This is a genomic window from Kitasatospora sp. NPDC001527, from assembly GCF_040298605.1.
GTDB lineage: Bacteria > Actinomycetota > Actinomycetes > Streptomycetales > Streptomycetaceae > Kitasatospora.
Genome location: NZ_JBEPAM010000048.1, coordinates 27,746 through 49,534 on the forward strand (window position 1 = coordinate 27,746; position 21,789 = coordinate 49,534).

The window sequence follows — 21,789 nt, forward strand, 5'->3', positions numbered from 1 at the left end:
CGGGCGCCGGTGACGATCGAGAACTGTGCGGGGTCCTCGTTCGGCGGCGTCCGACCGAGGAGGGGCATCGCGCGGTCAGGGCAGTTGCGCGGGTGCCTCTCCTTGGTGCCCTTTCATTGTGGACTAGACCAATCTGGGTTGTCCAGGCCTCCCCGAAAATTGGTCTGGACAACATGGGGGAGGGGTGGGCGGAGCCGCCGGTCGGGGGGTGCGCGGGGCCCGTCCGAGCCCCCCTGGAGCTACGCTCGCCCTGTGCCCTCGCTGAACGAACTCGTCCGCCGCCACACCACCCTGACCGGTGCCGATGTGGAGTGGCTGCACATGCTGGTCTCGGAGTGGCAGCTGCTCTCCGACCTCTCCTTCGCCGACCTGGTGCTCTGGATCCCCACCTGGGACGGCATCCGGTACGTCTCGGTCGCCCAGATGCGCCCCAACACCGGCCCCACCTCCTACCAGGACGACATGGTCGGCCACCTCGTCCCGCGCGGCCGCCGCCCGCTGCTGGACGCCGCCTACGACGAGGGGCGGATCGTGCGCGAGGGCGACCCGGAGTGGCGTGAGGAGGTGCCGGTCCGGGTCGAGTCCATCCCGGTGCGGCGCGAGGGCAAGGTGCTCGGCGTGATCGCCCGCAACACCAACCTGCTGACCGTGCGCACCCCCAGCCGGCTGGAGCTCACCTACCTGCAGAGTGCCTCCGACCTCGCCCAGATGATCGCCGCCGGCACCTTCCCCTACCCCGGCGTCGAGCAGGCCGACATGGACGCCGCACCGCGGGTCGGTGACGGCCTGATCCGCCTGGACGCCGACGGCACCGTCACCTACGCCAGCCCCAACGCGCTCTCCGCCTACCACCGGCTCGGCCTCACCACCGACCTGGTCGGCAGCCACCTCGGCCGGACCACCGCCGACCTCGCCCCGCCCTCCCGGGCCGCCGTGCACGAGGCGCTGGTGAAGCTGGCCAGCGGCTGGGCCCCCCGGCAGACCGAGATCGAGGCCCAGGGCGGCGTGGTCACCCTGCGGGCCATCCCGCTCAAGCCCAAGGGCACCCTGACCGGCTCCCTGGTGCTCTGCCGGGACGTCACCGAGCTGCGCCGGCGCGACCGCGAGCTGATGACCAAGGACGCCACCATCCGGGAGATCCACCACCGGGTGAAGAACAACCTGCAGACCGTCGCCGCGCTGCTGCGCCTGCAGTCCCGCCGGATGGACTCGGAATCCGGCCGCGCCGCCCTGGACGAGGCGGTGCGCCGGGTCGGCTCGATCGCGATCGTGCACGAGACGCTCTCCCAGGCGCTGGACGAGCAGGTGGCCTTCGACGAGATCGCCGACCGGGTGCTGGCGATGGTGATGGAGCTGTCCCAGGACGGCCGGGTGGCGACCCGCCGCAGCGGCAGCTTCGGCATCCTGTCCGCCGAGGTGGCCACCCCGCTGGCGATGGTGCTGACCGAGCTGCTGCAGAACGCGCTGGAACACGCGTTCGGTCCGAGCGCCTCCGGCAATCTGGAGGTCAGCGCGCTGCGCGGGCGGGCGCCGGCCACCGGCATGGGCTGGTCGGACAGCTGGAACGGCGGGGCCAGACCGGAGGAGTACCTGCTGATCACGGTGCAGGACGACGGCAGGGGCATGCCCGAGGGCTTCGACCCGCAGCAGGCCGGCAACCTCGGGCTGCAGATCGTCCGGACCCTGGCCACCGGGGAGCTGGGCGGCACCTTCGACATGGTGGCCGGGCCGGACGGCGGCACCAAGGTGGTCCTGGAGATCCCGGTGCGCTGAAGCGTGCGGGGGGCGTACGTCCGGTGCGAGCGCCGGCCGTACGCCCCTTCACCACCTCTACTCGGTGGCGGAAGTCCGGCGGCAGAAACAGAAACGAGGCCCTGTCGACCGGGGGGGGTGGGTCGACAGGGCCTCTCAACCCGTTCCGGCCGTCGGGGGGAGTCGGCCGGAACGGGGGCTCTGGGTGGTGCGACACAAGCCGGTGCGTTGCACACGGTGAGCGCCACAGCTCCACGATATTGCTCTAAGTGAACAGTATCAAGTGGCTGGGCGGGCCGGTGTCGCGGGACCTCGTCGATCAAGGCCCTTTGTACGGAAGGCTTCACCAGGAGGTGCAGGGGAAGCCTGTGATCATGTGTTGATCGGTTCTACGGTTACTGCTGGTACTACGGCGTGTGATCAGGCGGTGCGGGCGCGGTTGCGGGCGGCACGACGCTTCATGGCGCGGCGCTCGTCCTCGCTCATGCCGCCCCAGACGCCGGCGTCCTGGCCGGTCTCGAGGGCCCACTGGAGGCACTGCTCCATGACCGGACAGCGCCGGCACACGGCCTTGGCTTCCTCGATCTGCAGCAGAGCAGGACCGGTGTTCCCGATCGGGAAGAACAGCTCCGGGTCCTCTTCGCGGCAGACAGCGCGGTGGCGCCAGTCCATGGTCGTCCAACTCCTCCTGCCGGCGGGGGTTGCCCGGTCGGCACATCGATGGTCCTTGTGAATGTGAACGCTTTCACGAATCCCGCAACAGCAAAAGAGACCAAAGGCCCATCGGGCCCGGGAGGTCTGTGCTGGGGAGGGATTCGGCGATTCGAGGGACACCCCGCGGTCGGCCCCCCAGGTTTCGAGGGTTGCCGTCGCTGCGATGTGTCCCGATCGCCATGTAGAGGTTCGCAAACCTCGGGCCCGGATACAACCCCCTTCAGGGAGGAATTTTGGATTCTTCGGTGTCGCCTAGCTCACAGCCGGTACTTCTATGGAGTGAAGGGGGCTTGTGCGTTCGAGAAGAAGGAGGAACGGCCCTTCTAGTCACACAATCACACGCAGTGCCCGCCGTACGCCTGTGAAACTGACGCGACTCCTGGATCCAAGGTGGTCCCCGTCGACCTGGAACGGGACCGGTTCCTCCGAAACCAAGGTGAAGTGCCGGACGTCGTGATAGGAGACGACATGCTTCCCGGAAGGGCCGTCCGGAGTGCCCCCGTCGCTCGAAGGACCGTGCGACCGCAGGATCTGACGGACCGTTCGAGCGGTGCCGAACGCCGTCATCCGGGTGATGCCGAAGACATCGAGATCCGCGTCGAAGGAGGCGCGCGGCGAGGGGTAGACGGGGCGGTTGCCCAGGAACGTCCACGGCGAGGTGTTGCTGACTATCGCCAGCACCAGGCCCGGCACCGGCTCGCGGCCCGCGAGCGCCAGCGAGACCGGGCCTGATCTGCGCTGCTCACGTTGGGTGACGAAGTGCCGGAGCGCCTGGGTGACGTAGAGCGCGTGCGTGGACTTGCGCCCCGCCCGGCGCTGCTCCTCGACCCGGCCGACCACGCCGGCGTCGAAGCCGAGGCCGGCGGTGAAGGTGAACCAGCGGTCCGGCAGCCCCTCGGTCATCGCCTTGCCCAGCCCGATCGGCCGCTCGCTCCGGTGCTCCAGCGCGTTCAGCAGGGCGCCGGTGGCCTCCACCGGGTCGTTCGGCAGGCCCAGGGCGCGGGCGAACACGTTGGTCGAACCGCCGGGGACCACCGCGAGGCGCGGGACCCGGTCGCCAGGGCCGTGCGAGAGCAGCCCGTTGACCACCTCGTTGACGGTGCCGTCACCGCCCAGCGCCACCACCAGGTCGACCGCGCCGTCCTCGACGGCCTCGCGGGCCAGATCGCGCGCGTGGCCGCGGTACTCGGTCTGCGCCACCTCCAGCTTGAGGTCGCTGCGCAGGGCGTGGATCAGGACGTCCCTGGTGCGACCGCTGGTGGTGGTCGCTTTCGGATTGACGACCAGGAGAGCGCGCATGGGCCCAGCCTACGGGTCGGTACGGACCAACCGGCGGCTACCCTGCTGGAGTGACCGCAGAATCCTCCGCACCCGTACCCGCGCCCGGCGCCGACCGGCCGGCCGCCCTCACCCTGGGCGCCGCCATCACCGCCGTGGAGGGCGCCGTGCTGGCCGTCGTCGGCGTCTGGGACATGGTCGCCGCCCTGTCCGGCCAGTCCAAGCAGCTCGCCCTGAACGAGTTCGGCGGCCTGGTGATCGTGCTGCTCGGCGTGCTGCCGATCCTGGCCGCCCGGGCACTGCTGAAGACCCGCCGCTGGGGCCGCAGCCCCGCCGTGCTGACCAACTCGATCTGCCTGCCGGTCGCGTACTACATGTGGCAGAGCGGCGGGGCGATGGCCGGTGTCGGCGTGGTCGTCGGCCTGCTGGGCCTGGTCGGCATCGGCGCGCTGCTCAGCCCGAAGGCGACGGCGGCCCTCTACGCTCCGCACGAGGGCTGAGCGCGGAGGGCCACCGCCTTCCACCACTTCTCCACGACCCGACGGCCGCCGCTGAGCGGCCGTCGGTCGTCTGCGCCGTTCCTCCGGTTACTCCTCCACCAGGAGCTTCTCCCGCAGCTGCGCCAGCGTCCGGGCGAGCAGCCGGGAGACGTGCATCTGCGAGATGCCCACCTCGGCGGCGATCTGCGACTGCGTCATGTTCCGGAAGAACCGCAGCACCAGGATCTTCTGCTCGCGGGGCGGCAGTTGGGCGAGCAGCGGCTTGAGCGACTCGCGGTACTCGACGCCCTCCAGCGCCTCGTCGGTGGCGCCCAGGGTGTCCGCGACGGCCGGCGACTCGTCGTCGCTGTCCGGCACGTCCAGCGACAGCGTGGAGTACGCGTTGGCGGACTCCAGGCCCTCCAGCACGTCCTCCTCGGAGATCCCCAGGTGCTCGGCGAGCTCGTGCACCGTGGGGGAGCGGCCGTGCCGCTGGGAGAGCTCGCTGGTCGCCGTGGTCAGCGACAGCCGCAGCTCCTGGAGCCGGCGCGGCACCCGGACCGCCCAGCCCTTGTCCCGGAAGTGCCGCTTGATCTCGCCGACGATGGTCGGCGTCGCGTAGGTGGAGAACTCGACCCCGCGCTCGTGGTCGAACCGGTCCACCGACTTGATCAGCCCGATGGTGGCGACCTGGGTGAGGTCGTCCAGCGGCTCGCCCCGGTTGCGGAAGCGCCGGGCGAGGTGCTCGACCAGCGGGATGTGCATGCGCACCAGCTGGTTGCGCAGTTCGACGCGCTCCGGGGAGCCCTCGGGCAGTGCCGAGAGCCGCACGAACAGGGCCCGGGCCGCCTCGCGGTCCGGTGCGCCGGTGCGCTGCGGGCCCTGGGCGGGCACCGCCGCGCGCAGCGCCTCCGCCGCCCCGGCGGCGTCCTCGCCCTCCGGGCCGGTGCCCGGGGCGCCGCCGTCCGGCTCCTCGTCCGGGCGTTCGGCGTCCGGGAGGTCCGAGGCCGAGGGCACGGGCGGGGGCGACTGATCGGGCGACGACTGGGGCGTCGGCTCGGTCGGCTGGCTCATCCGGTGGGCGTCCTTCGGGTGCGCTTCGTCGTTGGCGGCGAGGCCGGGAACGCTCGCCTGGGTCGGTACGGCAGGGCCCGCCGTCGCGAGGCCGGTACGGTCCAGATCACTCACGGCCATTCCCCCGTTCCGTTCCGGGAGCACCGGGGCGGTCGGCCCCGGTTCGTCTCGTTGGTCGTACCGCCGGTCGGGCGGTACCGGGAGCCGTCCGTCCGGCCCGGTGGTGCCGGGCGGACGGCCCTTGTTCGGTGCTGCTGCCGCGTCGGTGCGGCGGTTCTAGTGGGCGGCGGAGCCGCCGCGCTTCTTGTGCAGGCTGATCGACACGGTCCTGTCCTCGGCGACCGCCGATTCGACCTCGCCCGCGAGCGCGGAGAGCACCGTCCAGGCGAAGGTGTCCCGCTCCGGCGCCCGGCCGTCGGTGGTGGGCGCCGAGACGATCACCTTCAGGGAGTCGCCGACCAGCCGGAACTCGCAGGAGAGCACCGAGCCGGGAACGGCCTGCTGGAGGAGGATGGCGCAGGCCTCGTCAACCGCGATGCGCAGGTCCTCGATCTCGTCCAGGGTGAAGTCCAGCCGGGCCGCGAGGCCGGCCGTGGCCGTCCGAAGGACCGAGAGATAGGCCCCGGCCGCGGGCAGCCGGACCTCCACGAAGTCCTGCACTCCGGGCTCGCCGTCGATCTGGGACACCCTCACCTCCTGGGTGACGCGCTGTGCTTCCGGGCCGGTGGCCGCGGCACTGTCTGTTGCTTGGCTCAACTGCTTCGCCCCAACTGTCCAGAGGGGTGGTGCGGTACGTACTGGTCATACCCCTCGGGGGGTGGCCGGACGCCGCCGTCCGCCCGAGACGTTACCGCGTTCCTGCCCCGGTGCGGGAGTCACTCATGGTAAGGCATCGCGACGCAGGGTGGCAGTGGTTCGAACGCCGCCTCCGCACGCCTCCGGCGCGCGCCGTCCGCGCGCCGGTCTCAGCGGGTGCCGGCGGCGGTGAGGGCGTCCCCGGTGAGGCGGTAGACGCTCCAGCCGTCCATCGGCACGGCGCCGAGCGACTTGTAGAAGTTGATCGACGGGGTGTTCCAGTCCAGCACCGACCACTCCATCCGGGAGTAGCCGCGCTCGACGGCGATCCGGGCCAGTTCCAGCAGCAGCGCCTTGCCGTGGCCGCCGCCGCGGGCCTGCGGGCGGACGTACAGGTCCTCCAGGTAGACCCCGTGGGTGCCGCGCCAGGTCGAGAAGTTGAGGAACCAGAGCGCGAAGCCGACCGGCTCGCCGGTGGTGCCGTCCTCGGCGACCAGGCCGAACAGCGCCGGGGTGGCGCCGAACAGCGCGTCGTGCAGCTGCTCCTCGGTCGCGACCGCCTCGTGGGCGGCCTTCTCGTACTCCGCGAGCTCGCGGATCATGGCGTGGATGACGGGGACGTCGGTGGGAACGGTGGTGCGGATCATGGTCCCGAGCCTACTGGGCGGGTTCGTTCTCGTCCCAGGCCTGGACGGAGGTCTGGTCGACGATCCGGCCGTCGCGCAGCGCGGCGGTGGAGCTGACCAGCACCCGGACCCCGTCCGGGTACCGGCAGGACTCCAGGAAGGCGAGGCGGTCCTCCTGGACCACCACCTGTTCCAGGGTGTGGCTCATCTCGCGGCCGTAGAGGTCGTCCAGCATCGCGCCGATCTCGTCCCGGCCGTGCATCACCAGCGGGTGGCTGGGCTGGGTCTTGCGGTCGACCACGCGCAGTTCGGCGTCGTCCGCGTAGAGCGCCAGCAGGGCCCGGGCGTCGGCGCGCTCGATGCCCTCGCGCAGGGCCCGGACGTCGAAGGCGGACGGTGCGGCCATGGTGGTCATGTTCTCGCTCCTCCGGTCGGTTCCGTCGGCTCGTACTGTTGAGCGTACGCCGGTCGGAACCGGCCGCGGGGCGGTGCGGACGGCGGTGGGACGGCCCCCGGGCTCAGGGCGCCGGGACGGTCCGCAGGTAGGCGGCCAGAGCGGTGATCGCGGCCGGGTTGCGCGGGCTCTCGACCAGGTCGACGTAGTCGAGGACGAAGATCCGGTCGTTGCGGACGGCCGAGACGCCGGCCAGCGGCGGGAAGGACTTCAGGAACTTCCGCTTCGCCCCGGCGTCCGGGGTGCCGTAGTTGTTGATCACGATCACCTCGGGGTCGCGCTGGACCACGCTCTCCCAGCCCACCGTGGTCCAGGAGTCGGCGACGTCGCCCATCACGTTGCGCCCGCCGGCCTTGGCGATGATCTCCTCCGGGGCGGCGAACCGGCCCGAGGTGTACGGCTTGTCCTCGCCGCTGTCGTACAGGAAGACGCCCGGCCGGTGCGCGGGCTCGGGGACGGCGGCGATCTGCGCCCTGAAGTCGGCGATCAGCCGGTCGGCCCGGTCCCGGACGTCGAAGATCTCGCCCAGGTTGGCCAGGTCGGTGTAGAGCGCGTCGAGCGGGGACATCACCCCGCGCTCCGGGCCCTTGCCGCTGCGGCAGGACTCGCTGAGCACGTAGGAGCCGATGCCCAGGCCGGACAGCGTCTGCGGGGTGAAGCCGGCGCCCTCGTCGAAGCCGTAGTGCCAGCCGGCGAAGACCAGGTCGGCCCTGGCCTCCAGCGCGATCTCCTTGGTGATCCGGTCCTTGGAGAGCCAGGTCGCGCGCTGGTAGGCGTCCTTCCAGGCGACCCGGTCCACCCGGCCCTTGTCGTCCGGCATCACGTAGCCGGCCATCCGGTCCTCCAGGCCGAGCGCGAACATCAGTTCGGTGATGCCGACGTCGTTGGTCACCGTGCGGGCCGGCTTCTCCTTGAAGGTGACCTTGGTGCCGCAGTTCTCCACGGTCACCGGGTAGTGGGCGGAGGCGGTGGCGGCGCCGTCGCCGCGCGGGGCGATCTCGGCGCCGCAGCCGGTGAGCGCGAGGGCGAGCAGGGCGGCGGCGGCAACGGCCTTGGTACGCATGGGAGGTCCTCGGGGAAGGGGCGAGCGGAAGGACGGGGACGGGGGGGCTACGGCAGGCGGTCGAGGAGCAACTGGAGGGCGCCGGTGACCGGGTGCCGCACGGGCGTCGCGCGGACCCTGAACACCTCGGCCAGCAGCCCGGGTTCGAGCACCTCGGCGGGCGGCCCGGAGGCGACGATCCGGCCGTCCGCGACCACGTAGAGCAGATCGCAGTGCCCGGCGGCCAGGTTGAGGTCGTGCAGCGCGGTGAGCACCGTCGGCCCGGCCTCCCGGACGAGTGCCAGCACCTCCAGCTGGTGGGCGATGTCCAGGTGGTTGGTGGGCTCGTCGAGGACCAGCACCCGGGGCTCCTGGACGAGTGCGCGGGCGATCAGCACCCGCTGCTTCTCGCCGCCGGACAGGCTCAGGAAGCCCCGGGCGGCCAGGTGCGCGGCGCCGACCCGGCGCAGCGCCTCGGCGCAGCGGTCCGCGTCCCCGGCGGACGGCCCGGCCAGGGCACCGCGCCGGTGCGGCAGCCGGCCCATGCCGACCACCTCGGCCACCGTGAAGTCGAACTCGGCGGAGTGCTCCTGCGGCAGCGCCGCCACCCGGCGGGCGGCCTCGCGCGGGGCGAGCGCGTGCAGCTCGTCGCCGCCCAGCAGGACGGCGCCGGCGGCGGGCCGCAGCGCCCGGTAGACGCAGCGCAGCAGGGTGGACTTGCCGCTGCCGTTCGGGCCGATCAGGCCGACCACCTGGCCGGCGGCGGCGGTCAGCGTGACGTCGTGCACCAGCCGGACGCCGGCCAGGTCGACCGAGACCCCGTCGACGGCGAGGTCCAGGGCGGCGGTGGGGAGGGCGGTGGTGGGGAGGGCGGTCACCGGCCACCTCCGAAGGAGTAGCCGCGACGGCGCATCAGCAGCAGGAAGCAGGGCACCCCGAGGGCCGCGGTGACCACGCCGACCGGCAGCTCGGCGGGCGCCAGCAGGGTGCGGGAGACGATGTCCACCCAGACCAGCAGCAGCGCTCCGGCGAGCGGCGCGACCAGCAGCACCCGGCGGTGGCCGGCGCCGACCAGCATCCGCACCAGGTGCGGGACCATCAGTCCGACGAAGCCGATCGCCCCGCTGACCGCGACCACGGTGCCGGTGACGGCCGCGGTGACCACGAACAGCTCGCGGCGCAGCCGGTCCGGGTCCACGCCGAGCGAGGCGGCCGTCTCGTCGCCCATCGCCAGCGCGTCCAGCCGCCCGGCGGCGCAGGCCAGGTACGCCAGACCGGCCAGCACGGTGACGGCGGCGATCGGCACCGAGCCCCAGGTCGCCCCGCCGAGGCTGCCGAGCAGCCACATCATCGCGGAGCGGGCGGCCTCGCCGCGGGCGGCGGCGAAGACCATCAGCGCCGTCAGCGCGGAGAAGCCGTAGGACATCGCGGTGCCGGTGAGCACCAGTCGCAGCGGGGTGAGCCCGTGGGCGGTACGGGCCGTCAGGTAGACCAGCACCATGGCGAGCAGGGCGGCGGCGAAGGCGGAGGCGGACAGCGCCCAGACGCCGAGCGAGGCGAAGGCGCCCAGCATCAGCACGGCGTTGGCGCCGACCGAGGCACCGGAGGAGATGCCCAGCACGAAGGGGTCGGCGAGCGCGTTGCGGACCATCGCCTGGACGGCGACCCCGGTGGCGGCGAGTCCGGCGCCGACCACCGCGGCCAGGACGGCGCGCGGCAGCCGGATCTCCCAGACGATCGCGTAGGCGGCGGCCTCGTCGGCCTCCAGCCGGCCGCCCGTCAGTCCGGCGCGCAGCAGCCGCAGGACCTGGCTCCAGCCGAGTCCGGAGGAGCCGACCGCGACGGCGCAGACCAGGGAGACCAGCAGCGCCAGGGCGAGGGCGGCGGCCAGCGGGACCGCGGGTGTTCGGCGCGGGCCCGGTGGGGCCGCGGCGGTGGCCGGTGCGGTCGCGGTGCTGCTCACTGGTGGGCGCGCCTTGCCTCGGGCCGCGCACGGCACGGGGCGGCACGCCCGGGCGCGGGTGTGCCGGGGCGCCATCCCCTCGCAGTCCACGGCGAGTTGTCGGGAGGTCGGCGTCCTCGGGCGATCGGGCTCACGGGCGCGGGGCACCGTTTACCGTTGCGGGTCAGCGCCGGATTCTCACCGGCTTCCCCCTCGGGACGCCCTGGCAGCATAACAAGCGCCAAGGGCAGGCATCCCTTACCGCCCCGCCCCGAGCGCCCCGGAGGCGAGCGGGTGAGAGCACTGCGGCCGGGACCACACGAGCGCCCCCCGTCCGGCGTGCGGACGGGGGGCGCTCGAAAGATGGAGTGAGCGGGGATCAGCCCTGCTTGGTCTCCCAGAAGATCTTGTCGACCTCGGCGATGAGGTCGAGCAGCGCCTGGCCGGTGGCCGGGTCGGTGGACGCCTTGGCGGCCGAGGCGGCCTTCAGGGTGTCGTTGATCAGCTGGTGCAGCTGCGGGTACTTCTCGAAGTGCGGGGCCTTGAAGTAGTCGCTCCACAGCACCGAGATGTGGTGCTTGACGGCCTCGGCGCGCTGCTCCTTGATGATGATGGCGCGGGCGCGGAAGTGCGCGTCCTCGTTGGCCTGGTACTTCTCCTGGGTGGCCTTCACGGACTCGGCCTCAAGGCGGGCCTGGGCCGGGTCGTACACACCGCAGGGCAGGTCGCAGTGGGCGTGGGCGGTGGCGCGCGGTGCAAACAGACGAGAGAACATGGGAGTCCTTCCTTAGATCGTCTTCCCGCGCCCGAGATTACCCTTCGGGCCCTGCGGTTTCTCGGTCGGGCGGCGGGCCTAGGGCAAAAGGCGGAGCCGGAACCGGGTGATTCCGGACATCGGCGGGCGGTGTCCGGTGCGGCAGACTGGTGTGCGACAGCGGGACGCGGTGGGACGCGGTCCGGGAGGAGGAGTCGTGGCACGGAGCGCGGAAGCGGAGGAGGGGCCCCCGGCGGGCGGCGCGCCGTTCGGGCTGATCGACGTGGCGGGGGACTCGATGGTGCCGACCCTGCGTGACGGTGACCAGCTCCTGGTGCGGTACGGCGCGCGGATCCGGCCCGGCGCGGTGGTGGTCTTCCGCCACCCGTTCCAGCAGAACCTGCTGGTGGTCAAGCGCGCCGACGGGCGGCGCCCCAAGGGCTGGTGGCTGCTCTCCGACAACCGGCCGGTGGACAGCGACAGCCGCAGCTACGGCGCGGTGCCGGACGAGCTGGTGCTCGGCCGGGTGCTGCTGCGGCTGCGCCCGCGCCCGGTCTGGCTGGCGCCCGGCCGCCGGCTGGAGCGGCTGCTGCTCTCCGGGCCGCTCGCCAGGGTCCCCGGGCTGGCCCGCCGCCTCGGCGTCTGGGTCCGCCCGGAGGAACTGCGGGGCGCGCCCTAACCTTCCGCGCCGCCGGCCGCGGCCGCGGCCTCCAGGCGCTTGCGGGCGCGGTAGGCGGCGACGTTGGCGCGGGTCGCGCAGCGGTCCGAGCAGTACCGGCGCGACCGGTTGGTGGAGGTGTCCAGGTAGGCGTTGCGGCAGGGCGCGGCCTGGCAGATGCCGAGCCGGTCGGCGCCCAGCTCGGTCAGGTGCACGGCCAGGCCCATGCAGGCCACGGCGCTGAAGTGCGCGGTGGCGGTGGGGGAGTTGTCGGCGAGGTGCAGGTGCCAGCGGGGCCGGCCGGCCTCGTCGAGGTAGTCGTGCCCGGAGACCAGCGGGCTGACCGGGAACTCCATCAGCAGGCTGTTCAGCAGGTCGACGCTGCGGACCTCCTCGCCCTCGGCGGCGGCCTCGAAGACCCCGCGCAGCCGGGTGCGGACGGCCCGCAGCCGGGGCAGGTCGGACTCGTCGGCCAGGTCGCGGGCCCGGGCGGCGTCCGAGAACAGGCCGCGCACCGCCTCCACCGAGGTCAGCGAGTCGGTGCCGCGCCCGGGTTCCTCGGTGTTCACCAGCCGGACGGCCAGATCGGCGTACGAGGCGAGCTCCACGGTGGTCCTTCCAGAGATCGGTAACGGGCTGATCGCCTCCAGCCTATTACCCGGGGGGCGAAAGCGGGAAAGCGCCGGCGCCCGGCAGGACCGGCCTGCCGGGCGCCGTGGGGCGGTGCGGTTCGGAGCACCGGGCCCGGAGCACTCTCAGGGCACCCTCAGAGCACCTTGGAGAGGAACGCGCGGGTGCGCTCGTGCTGGGGGTTGGTGAGGACGTCGCGGGGATTGCCGGACTCGACGACCACGCCGCCGTCCATGAAGACCAGCGCGTCGCCCACCTCGCGGGCGAAGCCCATCTCGTGGGTGACCACGATCATGGTCATCCCCTCGTCGGCCAGCCCGCGCATGACGTCGAGCACCTCGCCGACCAGCTCGGGGTCGAGCGCCGAGGTCGGCTCGTCGAACAGCATCAGCTTGGGCTTCATGGCGAGCGCCCGGGCGATGGCCACCCGCTGCTGCTGGCCGCCGGAGAGCTGGGAGGGGTAGTTCCCGGCCTTGTCGGCCAGGCCGACCCGCTCCAGCAGGGCCATGGCGTGCTCCTTCGCCGCCGCCTTGGACTCCCGCTTGACCTGGACCGGCGCCTCCATGACGTTCTCCACCGCGGTCATGTGCGGGAAGAGGTTGAAACGCTGGAAGACCATGCCGATGTCACGCCGCTTGAGCGCCACCTCGCGGTCCTTGAGCTCGTAGAGCTTGTCGCCCCGCTGCTGGTAGCCGACCAGGTCGCCGTCCACCCAGAGGCGGCCGCCGTTGATCTTCTCCAGGTGGTTGATGCAGCGCAGGAAGGTCGACTTGCCGGAGCCGGACGGGCCGACGAGGCAGAAGACCTCGCTCTGCTTGACCTCCAGGTCGATGCCCTTGAGCACCTCGACCAGGCCGTAGGACTTGTGGACGGCCTCGGCCTTCACCATGGGGCCGGCGCCCGGGGCGGCGCCGGTAGGGGTCTTGGTCAGGTCGGTCATACGTGGCCGCCTCCCTCGAGTCCGGGGACCACGTCGTTCTTGGCCTTCGGGGTGGGCCTGCCGCCGAACAGCAGCCGCAGCCGCTGGAGCGGGGTGGGCGGCAGCGTCCGGTTCGCACCTCGAGCGTAGTGCCGCTCGATGTAGTACTGCCCCACCGTGAGGATCGAGGTCATGATCAGGTAGTAGATGCTGACCGCGACGAGGACCGGGATGGTCTGGAAGGTCCGCGAGTAGATGTCGTGGCCGGCGGTGAACAGCTCGGACAGCGAGATGACCTGGACCAGCGAGGTGGTCTTCAGCATCGAGATGGTCTCGTTGCCCGTCGGCGGGATGATCACCCGCATCGCCTGGGGGAGCACGATCCGGCGCAGGGTGGCCGCCCGGCTCATGCCGAGGGCGTGGGCGGCCTCGCTCTGCCCCTCGTCGACGGACTGGATGCCGCCGCGGACGATCTCCGCCATGTACGCCGCCTCGTTGAGGCCGAGGCCCAGCAGGGCGGCGGTGAAGGTGGGGATCAGGGTGTTGGTCGACTCGGACCAGAGCTCGGGTCCGAAGGGGATGCCGATCGACAGCTTCGGCCAGAGGGCGCCCAGGAAGTTCCAGAACACCAGCTGCACCAGGACGGGCGTGCCGCGGAAGATCCAGATGTAGAACCAGGCGGTCCCCGACAGCAGCGGGTTCGGCGAGAGCCGCATGATCGCGAGGAGCACGCCGCCGGCCACGCCCATCAGCATGGACAGTACGGTCAGCTCCAGCGTCACGACGATGCCGCGCAGGATCTGCTCGTTCTGCAGCGTGTCCTTGACGACGTCCCACTGGAACGCGGGGTTGAAGATCAGGGCGTGGAGCAGCATCGCCGCGAGAACGACGATGACGGCGGCTCCGGCCCAGCGTCCGGGGTGGCGCACCGGGACGGCCTTGATGGTCTCAGGCCGTCCCGATTTCACCGCCCCCTGTTCGGAAGATTTCACCTTGGGGCCTCAGGGGGTGTGGTGGTGCGAGGAATCAGCTCTTGGCGGCGTTGATCTCGGACTTTTCGATCGCGCCGGCCTCGACGCCCCACTTCGCCAGGATCTGCTTGTAGGTGCCGTCGGCGATCAGCGACTGGACGGCGCCCTGGACGGCCTGGGCGAGCGGCGAGCCCTTGTCGACGACGACGCCGTAGGGCGCGCTGTCGTAGGTCTCGCCGAGCTTCTCCAGCTGGCCGTTGGTCTGCTTGATCGCGTAGTCGACGACCGGGGAGTCGGCCATCATCACCTGGTCGCGGCCGGAGACCAGCGCGGTGGTCACGTCGGTCTGCAGGGTGAACTTGTCGCCGTCGTTCGGGATGGCCGGCTTGCCCGCCTTGGCGCACTCCGGGTTGCGGACGTCGGTGATCTCCTGGGCCTGGGTGGTGCCGGTCTGGACGGCGACCTTCTTGCCGCAGAGGTCCTTCGGGTCGATCTTGTCCGGGTTGCCCTTCTTCACCGCGACGGCGCTGCCGGCGGTGAAGTAGGTGACCATGTCGACGGTCTGCTCGCGCTCCTTGGTGTCGGTGAAGGAGCTCATGCCGAGCTGGTACTTCTTCGCCGTGATGCCCGGGATGATCGAGGTGAAGTCGGCGTTCTGCACGTCGGCGGTCAGGCCGAGCTTCTTGGCGATCGCGCCGGCGAGGTCGACGTCGAGGCCGACGAGGTTGCCCTTGTCGTCCTTGAACTCGTTGGGCGCGTAGGAGGCGTCGGCGGCGACGACGAGCTTGCCCGCGCTCTTCACGTCGGCGGGGACCAGCGGGGCGAGCGCCGGGTCCGCGGTGACGGCGGCGACACTGGCGCTCGGGTTGGCGCCGGCGCCCCCGCCGTTGTCGGAGGACTTGCTGCTGCCGCAGGCGGTCAGCACGAGCGACGCGGACGCGAGCACCGCCGCGGTGGCGAGGAGGCGGGTGCGCTGGGTGCGGGCGATCATGGGGGATCTCCTCCTGAGGGAGAGGTCGGGCGGGTACGCCGCGGGGGAGCGGCGTACCGGGGCAGCAGATGCCGTACGGCGCTGTACGGGTGGGGCGTGGAGAACTGCGCAGGGGTGGTTCCGGGTACCGCGTCTCCGCCACCGTCCGCCGAGGTGGGCGTTGACCGAACCGCCTCGACCAGTGGTCGGCTCGATCCGAGATGGGGGGAATCCTGCCATCTGATGACGGTCGGGTGGCCCTCATTCAGATCAAAATCGGATAACGAGGGGCCGCGCCGTCCGCTATTCGGACGAATACCGTGTCCCTGTCACCCTGTGCATAAGTATGCGGATCACCCTGCCACCTGACCGGAGCCCCGCCCGGGCCCCGCCCGGACGGACTCAGATTCCCCCGTTGACCACCGCGTTCTGGGCCGCGCCCGCGGCGACGTTCCACTTGGCGAGGATCCTGTCGTACTCGCCGCTGCGGATCAGCTGGTCGACCGCCTTCGCCAGCCCGTCGCGCAGCTCGGTGTCCTCCTTGCGCAGCGCGATCCCGTAAGGGTTGGAGCGGGACTGCGCGCCGGTCACCTCGAAGCGGTTGCCGCCGTCGGTGTTCTTCGCCGCCCAGGCCGCCACCGGGAAGTCGTTCAGAACGGCGTGCGCGGTGCCGGCGGCGACCTCGGCCAGCGCCTTGGCGTCGGTGTCGAACTCGTGCACGGTGAGCGGCTTGCCGGCCCGGGTGCAGGCGGTGACCTGGCGGGCGGCGATCTCGTCCTGGGTGGTGCCGGACTGCACCGCGACGGTCTTGCCGCAGAGGTCGTCCAGGGTGCGGACGCCCTTCGGGTTGCCCTTGGCGACCACGATCGAGGTGCCGGCGATGAAGTAGTCGACGAAGTCCACCGCCGGGCCGGTCGACTTGCCGTTCTCGTCCACGCCCTCCCGGCGCTGGCGGATGTCGCTGAGCGCGGACATCACCACGTCGTACTGCTTGTTCTGGAGGCCGGGCAGGAGCTTGTCGAAGGGGGTGTCGACGTACTCGACGCGCAGGTCCAGGATCCGGCCGAGCGCCGCGGCGATGTCCGGATCCAGACCGTCCGGCTTGCCGTCGGCGCCCCGGAACTCGACCGGCGGGTAGTTCACGTCCATGCCGATCCGCAGCACCTTGGCCGACTGCTGGGCCTTCGGCAGCTTGGCCCGGATCTGCTGGACCGGGTCCTTGGCCGCCGTGTCGTCCCCGCCGCAGCCGCTCAGCAGCAGCGCTCCGGTGGTGGCGAGGGCCAGCGCGGCGACGGTCGGCCGGCGGGAGGGGGCACGGTGGTGCTGCATCGGTTCTGCTCCTGTGGGAGGGAGGGGACGGCGCCGCGGCGTCGCGGAGGTGTACGCGAGATGGCGGAAGAACGGATCCTCCCATCCCGGTCTGCCCGGCCCGTGGCCGGGTGTGTCAGAATTCGGTACCGGGTGACCCCCGACGCTCGAACCAGACCGCCGGGCCGCAACAGGCCCGGGGTGCGCAGGAACGGAAGTCCAGGACGACGACTCCGTATCCGAGGCACCGGCCTCCCCTCCGCGTCTGCGTTCACTCCTGCGGGTGCGCGTGCGCGTGTGCCATCGCCGCAGCCGGGGCCCGGTTCTCACGGCGGCTGGCGCCCCAGGTGGCTGTGAGGCGTACGACAACCATGTGACTTGGACGAAAAGGCATGGGTGCGATGCCCTCGTCCGACCTACGCTCGGCCCGGAAGCACAGCGCGGACCAGACGCAGACAAATCCATACACCCTCATCCGAGGGCGTCCGTCCGACGGCGGCGCCCCGACCCAGTCGTTCCCGGGGACGCTTCGGCGTTCCCGGGTTCCGGTTACCGGCCACCGGTCGCCGGATGCCGGAACCGGCCGGGTCGTCCGCTCCGTCGGCCGGGTGTCCTCGCTCGATCAATGACGAAGAGGTCATCGTGGCAGCGGAGATCATCCACAGCACTACCCAGGACACCGACGATCCGGTCGACGCCGTGTTCGCGCTCCACCGCGGCGGCAAGATGGAGGTCAGGGCGACCGTCCCGGTGCGCGACGCGGACGACCTGTCCCTCGCCTACACCCCCGGCGTGGCCCGCGTCTGCACGGCCATCGCCGAGCAGCCCGAGCTGGTGAACGACTACACCTGGAAGTCCAACACGGTGGCCGTGGTCACCGACGGCACCGCCGTGCTGGGCCTCGGCGACATCGGCCCGGAGGCCTCGCTGCCCGTCATGGAGGGCAAGGCGATCCTGTTCAAGCAGTTCGGCGGCGTGGACGCGGTCCCGATCGCGCTGGCCTGCACCGGCGTCGACGAGATCGTCGAGACCGTGGTCCGGCTGGCCCCCTCCTTCGGCGGCGTCAACCTGGAGGACATCTCCGCCCCGCGCTGCTTCGAGATCGAGCGCCGGCTCCAGGAGGCCCTGGACATCCCGGTCTTCCACGACGACCAGCACGGCACCGCCATCGTCACCACCGCCGCGCTCTGGAACGCGGCCAAGGTGACCGGCCGGGAGATCGGCGCGCTGCGCGCGGTCATCTCCGGCGCCGGCGCGGCCGGCATCGCCATCGCCAAGATGCTGCTCGCCGCCGGCATCGGCGACGTGGCCGTCTGCGACCGCAAGGGCGTGGTGCACGAGGGCCGCGGGGACCTCACCGACGTCAAGGCGGAGATCGCCGGGCTGACCAACCGCACCGGCCTCAAGGGCAGTCTGGCCGACGCGATGGCCGGCGCCGACGTCTTCATCGGCGTCTCCGGCGGCACCGTGCCGGAGGAGGTCGTCGCGACCATGGCCGAGGGCGCGTTCGTCTTCGCCATGGCCAACCCGAACCCGGAGATCCACCCCGAGGTCGCGCACAAGTACGCGGCCGTGGTGGCCACCGGGCGCAGCGACTTCCCGAACCAGATCAACAACGTGCTGGCCTTCCCGGGCATCTTCGCCGGCGCGCTGCAGGTCCGGGCCACCCGGATCACCGAGGGCATGAAGCTGGCCGCCGCCAAGGCGCTGGCCGGCGTCGTGGCCGACGAGCTGACGCCGCAGAAGGTCATCCCCTCGCCGTTCGACGAGCGGGTCGCGCCGGCCGTCAGCAAGGCCGTCGCCGAGGCCGCCCGCGCCGAGGGTGTCGCGCGCCGGTAACGGTCCTCGCACGGTCTCCCTCCCGGCCCCGGGACACGCGTCACAGCTCCGCGTTGTTCCGGGGCCGGGGCCGTTCTGGCTAGTGTCCGGGGCATGTTTGCCGCCTACGCCGCACGAATCGACGCCGACGACCCGCTGAGCGGGCTGGAGTTGGGCGAACGCCCCGAACCGCGGGCCCGCCCGGGCTGGAGCGTGGTCACGGTCAGGGCCGCCAGCCTGAACCACCACGACCTCTGGTCGCTGCGCGGGGTCGGCCTGCCCGCCGAGAAGCTGCCGATGATCCTCGGCTGCGACGCCGCCGGCGTGGACGAGCACGGCAACGAGGTGGTCCTGCACTCCGTGATCGGCCAGAGCGGGCACGGGGTCGGGCCGGACGAGCCGCGCTCGATCCTGACCGAGCGCTACCAGGGCACCTTCGCCCAGCAGGTGGCCGTCCCCACCTGGAACCTGCTGCCCAAGCCCGCCGGCCTCTCCTTCGAGGAGGCCGCCTGCCTGCCCACCGCCTGGCTGACGGCCTATCGGATGCTGTTCACCAACGCCGGGGTGAAGCCCGGTGACACCGTGCTGGTGCAGGGCGCCGGCGGCGGGGTGTCCACCGCGCTGGTGGTCCTCGGCAAGGCGGCCGGCCTGCGGGTCTGGGTCACCGGCCGGGACGAGGCCAAGCGCGCCCGGGCGGTGGAACTGGGCGCCGACGCGGCCTTCCCGAGCGGGGCGCGGCTGCCCGAGCGGGTGGACGCGGTGATGGAGACGGTCGGCGCGGCCACCTGGTCGCACTCGGTGAAGTCGCTGCGCCCGGGCGGCACGATCGTCATCTCCGGTGCCACCTCGGGCCCCAACCCGCCGGCCGCCGAGCTGAACCGGATCTTCTTCCTGGAGCTGAAGGTGGTCGGCTCGACCATGGGCACCAAGGAGGAGCTGGCCGGGCTGCTCTCGTTCTGCGCCACCACCGGTGTCCGGCCGGTGATCGACTCGGTGCTTCCGCTGGCCGGGGCGGCGGACGCGCTCGCCCGGCTGGCCGGGGGCGACGTCTTCGGCAAGCTGGTCCTCACCCCCTGACGGCCCGCTGACGGCCCCGGCGGCCCCGGCGGCCCCTGACGGACCTTCGACGCGCCGGCGCCCGGTACCCCGCAGCGGGGTACCGGGCGTCCGGGGGCCGGCTCAGCCGAGCAGGCGCTTCAGCCGTTCGCCGGCCGCGCCGAGCACGCCGCGGGCCTCGGCGAGGCGCTCGGGCGTCACCCCGCCGTCCCGGGCCGCGTCGCGGACCTGGTCGCGGAACCGGTCGAGCAGCCGCTCCAGCTCCCGGGCCGGGTCGCCGGCCGGGTCGGTGGCGGTCCACGGCGGCAGGTCGGCCGGGCTCCCGCCGGTCGGCTCGTCCTTGTCCAGGTCGATCCGGGTGACGGTGACCCGCTCCGCGGTGGGCGCGCCGGCGGAGGGCGCGGTCCGCTCGTCCGCCGGGTGGCCCCAGCGGGCGGCGTCGGCCAGCCCGGCCAGCCCCTTGGTCAGCTCGGAGAGCCCCTCGGCCAGTCCGGTCGACCAGTCGCCGCGGGCCGCGTGGTCGCGCACCTGCTGCTCGACCCGGCGCTTGATCCGCAGCGCCTCCTGCTGGGCCGCCGTCCGGGCCGCCCTGGACTGCTCGCGCAGCCGGCGGGCCTCCTCCTCGGCCGCCTTGGCCTTGGCCTTGGCGGCCTTCTCCTGCTCCTTGGCCCGCTTGGCCTGCTCCCTGGCCTGCCGCTTGAACTGGGCGAACTCCTCCTTGGCGCGCTGCCAGGCGGCCTGGTCGCCCCAGGGCCCGGCCCACGGGTTGCCGCCGCCGTCCCCGGCCCCGTTCCCGTCGTCGTCCCCGTCCGCCGCCTCCGGTCGCGGGGCGTTCCTCCGGGCCTGCTCGGCCGCGCCCCAGAGCTGCTCGCGCAGGTCCTGGGCGCTGTCCCGGACGTCCTCGCGGATCGCCCCGGCCAGCTGGGCCACCGAGTCGTGGATCTCCAGCTCCAGCTCGTCGAGCTCGCCCTGCCGGGCGGCGAGTTCGGCGCGGCCCGCGTCGGTGAGCCGGTAGACCTTGCGGCCGCCCTCGGTGCTGTGCGCGACCAGACCCTCCTGCTCCAGCTTGGCCAGCCGGGGGTAGACGGTGCCGGCGGACGGCGCGTACAGGCCCTGGAAGCGCTCCTCCAGCAGGCGGATGACCTCGTAGCCGTGGCGCGGGGCCTCGTCGAGCAGCTTCAGCAGGTAGAGCCGGAGCCGGCCGTGGCCGAAGACGGGGGTCATGTCAGGACTCCTTGGTGAGGTCGGGGCCGGTGGACGGGCCGTCCGCGGCGGGCAGCTCCCGGACGACGGCCTGGGCGTCGTCCTCGGCGTCCGGCCGGTGCAGCACGGTGACCGCGCCGGAGACGGTGGTGACCGAGAGGCTGCCCTTGCCGTCGCCGAGCTGTCCGGAGAGGCGCTTGGTGCCCCAGCTGCCGCCGACCTTGAGCTGCTCGAAGCTGGAGGAGAGGTCGCCGCTGGTGGTGCCGGCCTCGACCCTGGTGTCGGCCAGCGAGGGGAGCCGGACGCCGACCGCGCCGCTGACCGTGTTGACCTTGATCTCGGTCGGGGTGGCGGCGGCGAGGTCCAGGGTGACCGCGCCGGTGACGGCGTTGGCGGTCACCTTCTCGGCGGTGCCGGCGACCACGGTGAGCCGGCCGGAGACGGTGTTGAGCCGGAGCTGTCCGGCCACCGCCTGGGCGTCGACGTCGCCGGTGACGGTCTTGGCGTCGGTGCGGCCGGCCAGGCCGACCAGGGTGATGTCGGCGTTGGCGGTCTGCGTCGAGACGTGCCCGGTGAAGCCGGAGACCGTCGTCGTGGCGGAGACGGTGCCGACCTTGACCTCGGTGCCGGCCGGCACGGTCAGGCTGACCGCGGCGGTCCGCTTGCGCTTGAAGGAGGAGAAGAAGCCCTTCACCGACTCGACCGACTTGAGGACGTCGCCGAACTCGTTCCAGCTGCTGAGGTCCTTGTACGTGACGGTGAGCACGCCGTCGACCAGGGTGACGTGCAGCGGCTCGCCCGTGAGCTCGGTGACCTCCAGGCGGGCGGGGCCCTCGGCGGCGACCACGTTGACCGTGCCGTCGACCGTGCGTACCTGCAGGGTCCGGACCGCCTCCTCGATGGTGATCTTCTCGGGTCCTTCGACCGTCCACTGGCTCATCTCCGCCGCCTCCCTCTCGGACTCGCGATGTATCGCGTTCTCTCGTAAAGACGATATATCGCGTGACGGCGAAGTCAAGGGAGCCCGACCCGGAGGCCGACCCGGAGCGGACCCGGAGCGGACCCGGAGGTCAGCCCCTACGGGGGCATGCGAAAGGGCCCGGAGGCGGTTGCCTCCGGGCCCTTTCGGCGGCCGTTCACCGGGTCAGCCGGTCACTCGTCGTCCTCGTCGTCGAGCCGCGCCAGCCAGGTGGCCAGCCGCTCGACCGGGACCTCGAAGTCCGGGTTGAGGTCGACGAACTCGCGCAGGCGCTCGGCCAGCCACTCGAAGGTGACCTCCTCGTCGCCGCGCCGGCTCTCCAGTTCCTCGATGCCGCGGTCGGTGAAGTACACGGGTCGCTCCGGTC

23 protein-coding genes and 1 riboswitch are annotated in these 21,789 nt (G+C 72.3%); of the genes, 5 read left to right on the plus strand and 18 right to left on the minus strand.

Annotated elements, in window-relative coordinates:
- The first annotated feature begins 252 nt into the window (after window positions 1–252).
- Complete coding sequence (locus tag ABT238_RS31340) at window positions 253–1,773, plus strand: sensor histidine kinase (RefSeq protein ID WP_350562742.1); 1,521 nt, start codon at window positions 253–255, stop codon at window positions 1,771–1,773.
- Window positions 1,774–2,172: 399 nt separating this feature from the next.
- On the opposite strand, the gene ABT238_RS31345 is transcribed toward ABT238_RS31340, so the two are convergent.
- On the minus strand, window positions 2,173–2,424 hold the full coding sequence (locus ABT238_RS31345; RefSeq protein ID WP_014138019.1) for a WhiB family transcriptional regulator: 252 nt from the start codon (window positions 2,422–2,424) through the stop codon (window positions 2,173–2,175).
- 369 nt (window positions 2,425–2,793) lie between these two features.
- A complete protein-coding gene (locus tag ABT238_RS31350; RefSeq protein WP_350562740.1) occupies window positions 2,794–3,765 on the minus strand; it encodes a diacylglycerol/lipid kinase family protein in 972 nt (323 codons plus the stop codon).
- Window positions 3,766–3,815: 50 nt separating this feature from the next.
- Between ABT238_RS31350 and ABT238_RS31355 the strand changes: the two genes are divergently transcribed.
- Window positions 3,816–4,244: a hypothetical protein gene (locus ABT238_RS31355; RefSeq protein ID WP_350802194.1), complete on the plus strand. Its 429-nt coding sequence runs from the start codon at window positions 3,816–3,818 to the stop codon at window positions 4,242–4,244.
- An 87-nt stretch (window positions 4,245–4,331) separates the two neighbouring features.
- Here the strand turns inward: ABT238_RS31355 and ABT238_RS31360 are convergent, their stop codons facing one another.
- The 8 genes from ABT238_RS31360 to sodN all read right to left on the minus strand — a co-directional run bounded on the left by ABT238_RS31360 (window position 4,332) and on the right by sodN (window position 10,931).
- Entirely contained in the window at window positions 4,332–5,411 is a 1,080-nt protein-coding gene (locus ABT238_RS31360; protein ID WP_350562736.1) for an RNA polymerase sigma factor SigF, read from the minus strand.
- 162 nt (window positions 5,412–5,573) lie between these two features.
- Window positions 5,574–5,984, minus strand: a complete 411-nt coding sequence (locus tag ABT238_RS31365; RefSeq protein ID WP_350562734.1) for an ATP-binding protein — start codon at window positions 5,982–5,984, stop codon at window positions 5,574–5,576.
- A 278-nt stretch (window positions 5,985–6,262) separates the two neighbouring features.
- Window positions 6,263–6,739 carry a GNAT family N-acetyltransferase gene (locus ABT238_RS31370; RefSeq protein WP_350562732.1) on the minus strand — a complete coding sequence of 159 codons (477 nt, stop codon included), beginning with the start codon at window positions 6,737–6,739 and terminating at the stop codon, window positions 6,263–6,265.
- 10 nt (window positions 6,740–6,749) lie between these two features.
- The gene (locus ABT238_RS31375) at window positions 6,750–7,133 is read right to left on the minus strand and encodes a nuclear transport factor 2 family protein (protein WP_350562730.1); all 384 of its coding nucleotides are present in this window, start codon (window positions 7,131–7,133) and stop codon (window positions 6,750–6,752) included.
- A 103-nt stretch (window positions 7,134–7,236) separates the two neighbouring features.
- Window positions 7,237–8,235, minus strand: a complete 999-nt coding sequence (locus ABT238_RS31380) for an ABC transporter substrate-binding protein (RefSeq protein WP_350802195.1) — start codon at window positions 8,233–8,235, stop codon at window positions 7,237–7,239.
- A gap of 47 nt (window positions 8,236–8,282) precedes the next feature.
- Entirely contained in the window at window positions 8,283–9,053 is a 771-nt protein-coding gene (locus ABT238_RS31385) for an ABC transporter ATP-binding protein (protein ID WP_350562805.1), read from the minus strand.
- Window positions 9,054–9,088: 35 nt separating this feature from the next.
- A complete protein-coding gene (locus ABT238_RS31390; protein WP_502884191.1) occupies window positions 9,089–10,177 on the minus strand; it encodes a FecCD family ABC transporter permease in 1,089 nt (362 codons plus the stop codon).
- Between the two features lie 106 nt (window positions 10,178–10,283).
- Window positions 10,284–10,411, minus strand: a riboswitch (cobalamin riboswitch).
- A gap of 124 nt (window positions 10,412–10,535) precedes the next feature.
- A complete protein-coding gene (sodN, locus tag ABT238_RS31395) occupies window positions 10,536–10,931 on the minus strand; it encodes a superoxide dismutase, Ni (RefSeq protein WP_350562726.1) in 396 nt (131 codons plus the stop codon).
- Window positions 10,932–11,208: 277 nt separating this feature from the next.
- Between sodN and sodX the strand changes: the two genes are divergently transcribed.
- Window positions 11,209–11,589 (plus strand): nickel-type superoxide dismutase maturation protease, encoded by a 381-nt coding sequence (sodX, locus tag ABT238_RS31400; RefSeq protein ID WP_350802207.1) that lies wholly within the window; start codon window positions 11,209–11,211, stop codon window positions 11,587–11,589.
- Here sodX and ABT238_RS31405 read toward each other — a convergent pair.
- The 5 genes from ABT238_RS31405 to ABT238_RS31425 all read right to left on the minus strand — a co-directional run bounded on the left by ABT238_RS31405 (window position 11,586) and on the right by ABT238_RS31425 (window position 16,387).
- Window positions 11,586–12,176 (minus strand): CGNR zinc finger domain-containing protein, encoded by a 591-nt coding sequence (locus tag ABT238_RS31405; protein WP_350562722.1) that lies wholly within the window; start codon window positions 12,174–12,176, stop codon window positions 11,586–11,588. The genes sodX and ABT238_RS31405 overlap by 4 nt on opposite strands.
- A gap of 158 nt (window positions 12,177–12,334) precedes the next feature.
- On the minus strand, window positions 12,335–13,138 hold the full coding sequence (locus tag ABT238_RS31410) for an amino acid ABC transporter ATP-binding protein (RefSeq protein ID WP_502891479.1): 804 nt from the start codon (window positions 13,136–13,138) through the stop codon (window positions 12,335–12,337).
- On the minus strand, window positions 13,135–14,046 hold the full coding sequence (locus ABT238_RS31415) for an amino acid ABC transporter permease (protein WP_350562720.1): 912 nt from the start codon (window positions 14,044–14,046) through the stop codon (window positions 13,135–13,137). The genes ABT238_RS31410 and ABT238_RS31415 overlap by 4 nt, the downstream gene beginning before the upstream one ends.
- Before the next feature lie 97 nt (window positions 14,047–14,143).
- The gene (locus ABT238_RS31420; protein ID WP_350562718.1) at window positions 14,144–15,079 is read right to left on the minus strand and encodes an ABC transporter substrate-binding protein; all 936 of its coding nucleotides are present in this window, start codon (window positions 15,077–15,079) and stop codon (window positions 14,144–14,146) included.
- Window positions 15,080–15,460: 381 nt separating this feature from the next.
- Window positions 15,461–16,387, minus strand: a complete 927-nt coding sequence (locus tag ABT238_RS31425; protein WP_350802196.1) for an ABC transporter substrate-binding protein — start codon at window positions 16,385–16,387, stop codon at window positions 15,461–15,463.
- 621 nt (window positions 16,388–17,008) lie between these two features.
- Between ABT238_RS31425 and ABT238_RS31430 the strand changes: the two genes are divergently transcribed.
- A complete protein-coding gene (locus ABT238_RS31430; RefSeq protein WP_350802197.1) occupies window positions 17,009–18,205 on the plus strand; it encodes an NAD(P)-dependent malic enzyme in 1,197 nt (398 codons plus the stop codon).
- 93 nt (window positions 18,206–18,298) lie between these two features.
- Window positions 18,299–19,261 carry a zinc-binding dehydrogenase gene (locus tag ABT238_RS31435; RefSeq protein ID WP_350802198.1) on the plus strand — a complete coding sequence of 321 codons (963 nt, stop codon included), beginning with the start codon at window positions 18,299–18,301 and terminating at the stop codon, window positions 19,259–19,261.
- Window positions 19,262–19,363: 102 nt separating this feature from the next.
- Here ABT238_RS31435 and ABT238_RS31440 read toward each other — a convergent pair whose 3' ends face one another.
- The 3 genes from ABT238_RS31440 to ABT238_RS31450 all read right to left on the minus strand — a co-directional run bounded on the left by ABT238_RS31440 (window position 19,364) and on the right by ABT238_RS31450 (window position 21,775).
- Window positions 19,364–20,464 carry a PadR family transcriptional regulator gene (locus ABT238_RS31440; protein ID WP_350802199.1) on the minus strand — a complete coding sequence of 367 codons (1,101 nt, stop codon included), beginning with the start codon at window positions 20,462–20,464 and terminating at the stop codon, window positions 19,364–19,366.
- Window position 20,465: 1 nt separating this feature from the next.
- Window positions 20,466–21,383 (minus strand): DUF4097 family beta strand repeat-containing protein, encoded by a 918-nt coding sequence (locus ABT238_RS31445; RefSeq protein WP_350802200.1) that lies wholly within the window; start codon window positions 21,381–21,383, stop codon window positions 20,466–20,468.
- Between the two features lie 212 nt (window positions 21,384–21,595).
- Window positions 21,596–21,775 (minus strand): DUF6104 family protein, encoded by a 180-nt coding sequence (locus ABT238_RS31450; protein WP_030309148.1) that lies wholly within the window; start codon window positions 21,773–21,775, stop codon window positions 21,596–21,598.
- Window positions 21,776–21,789 lie beyond the last annotated feature (14 nt).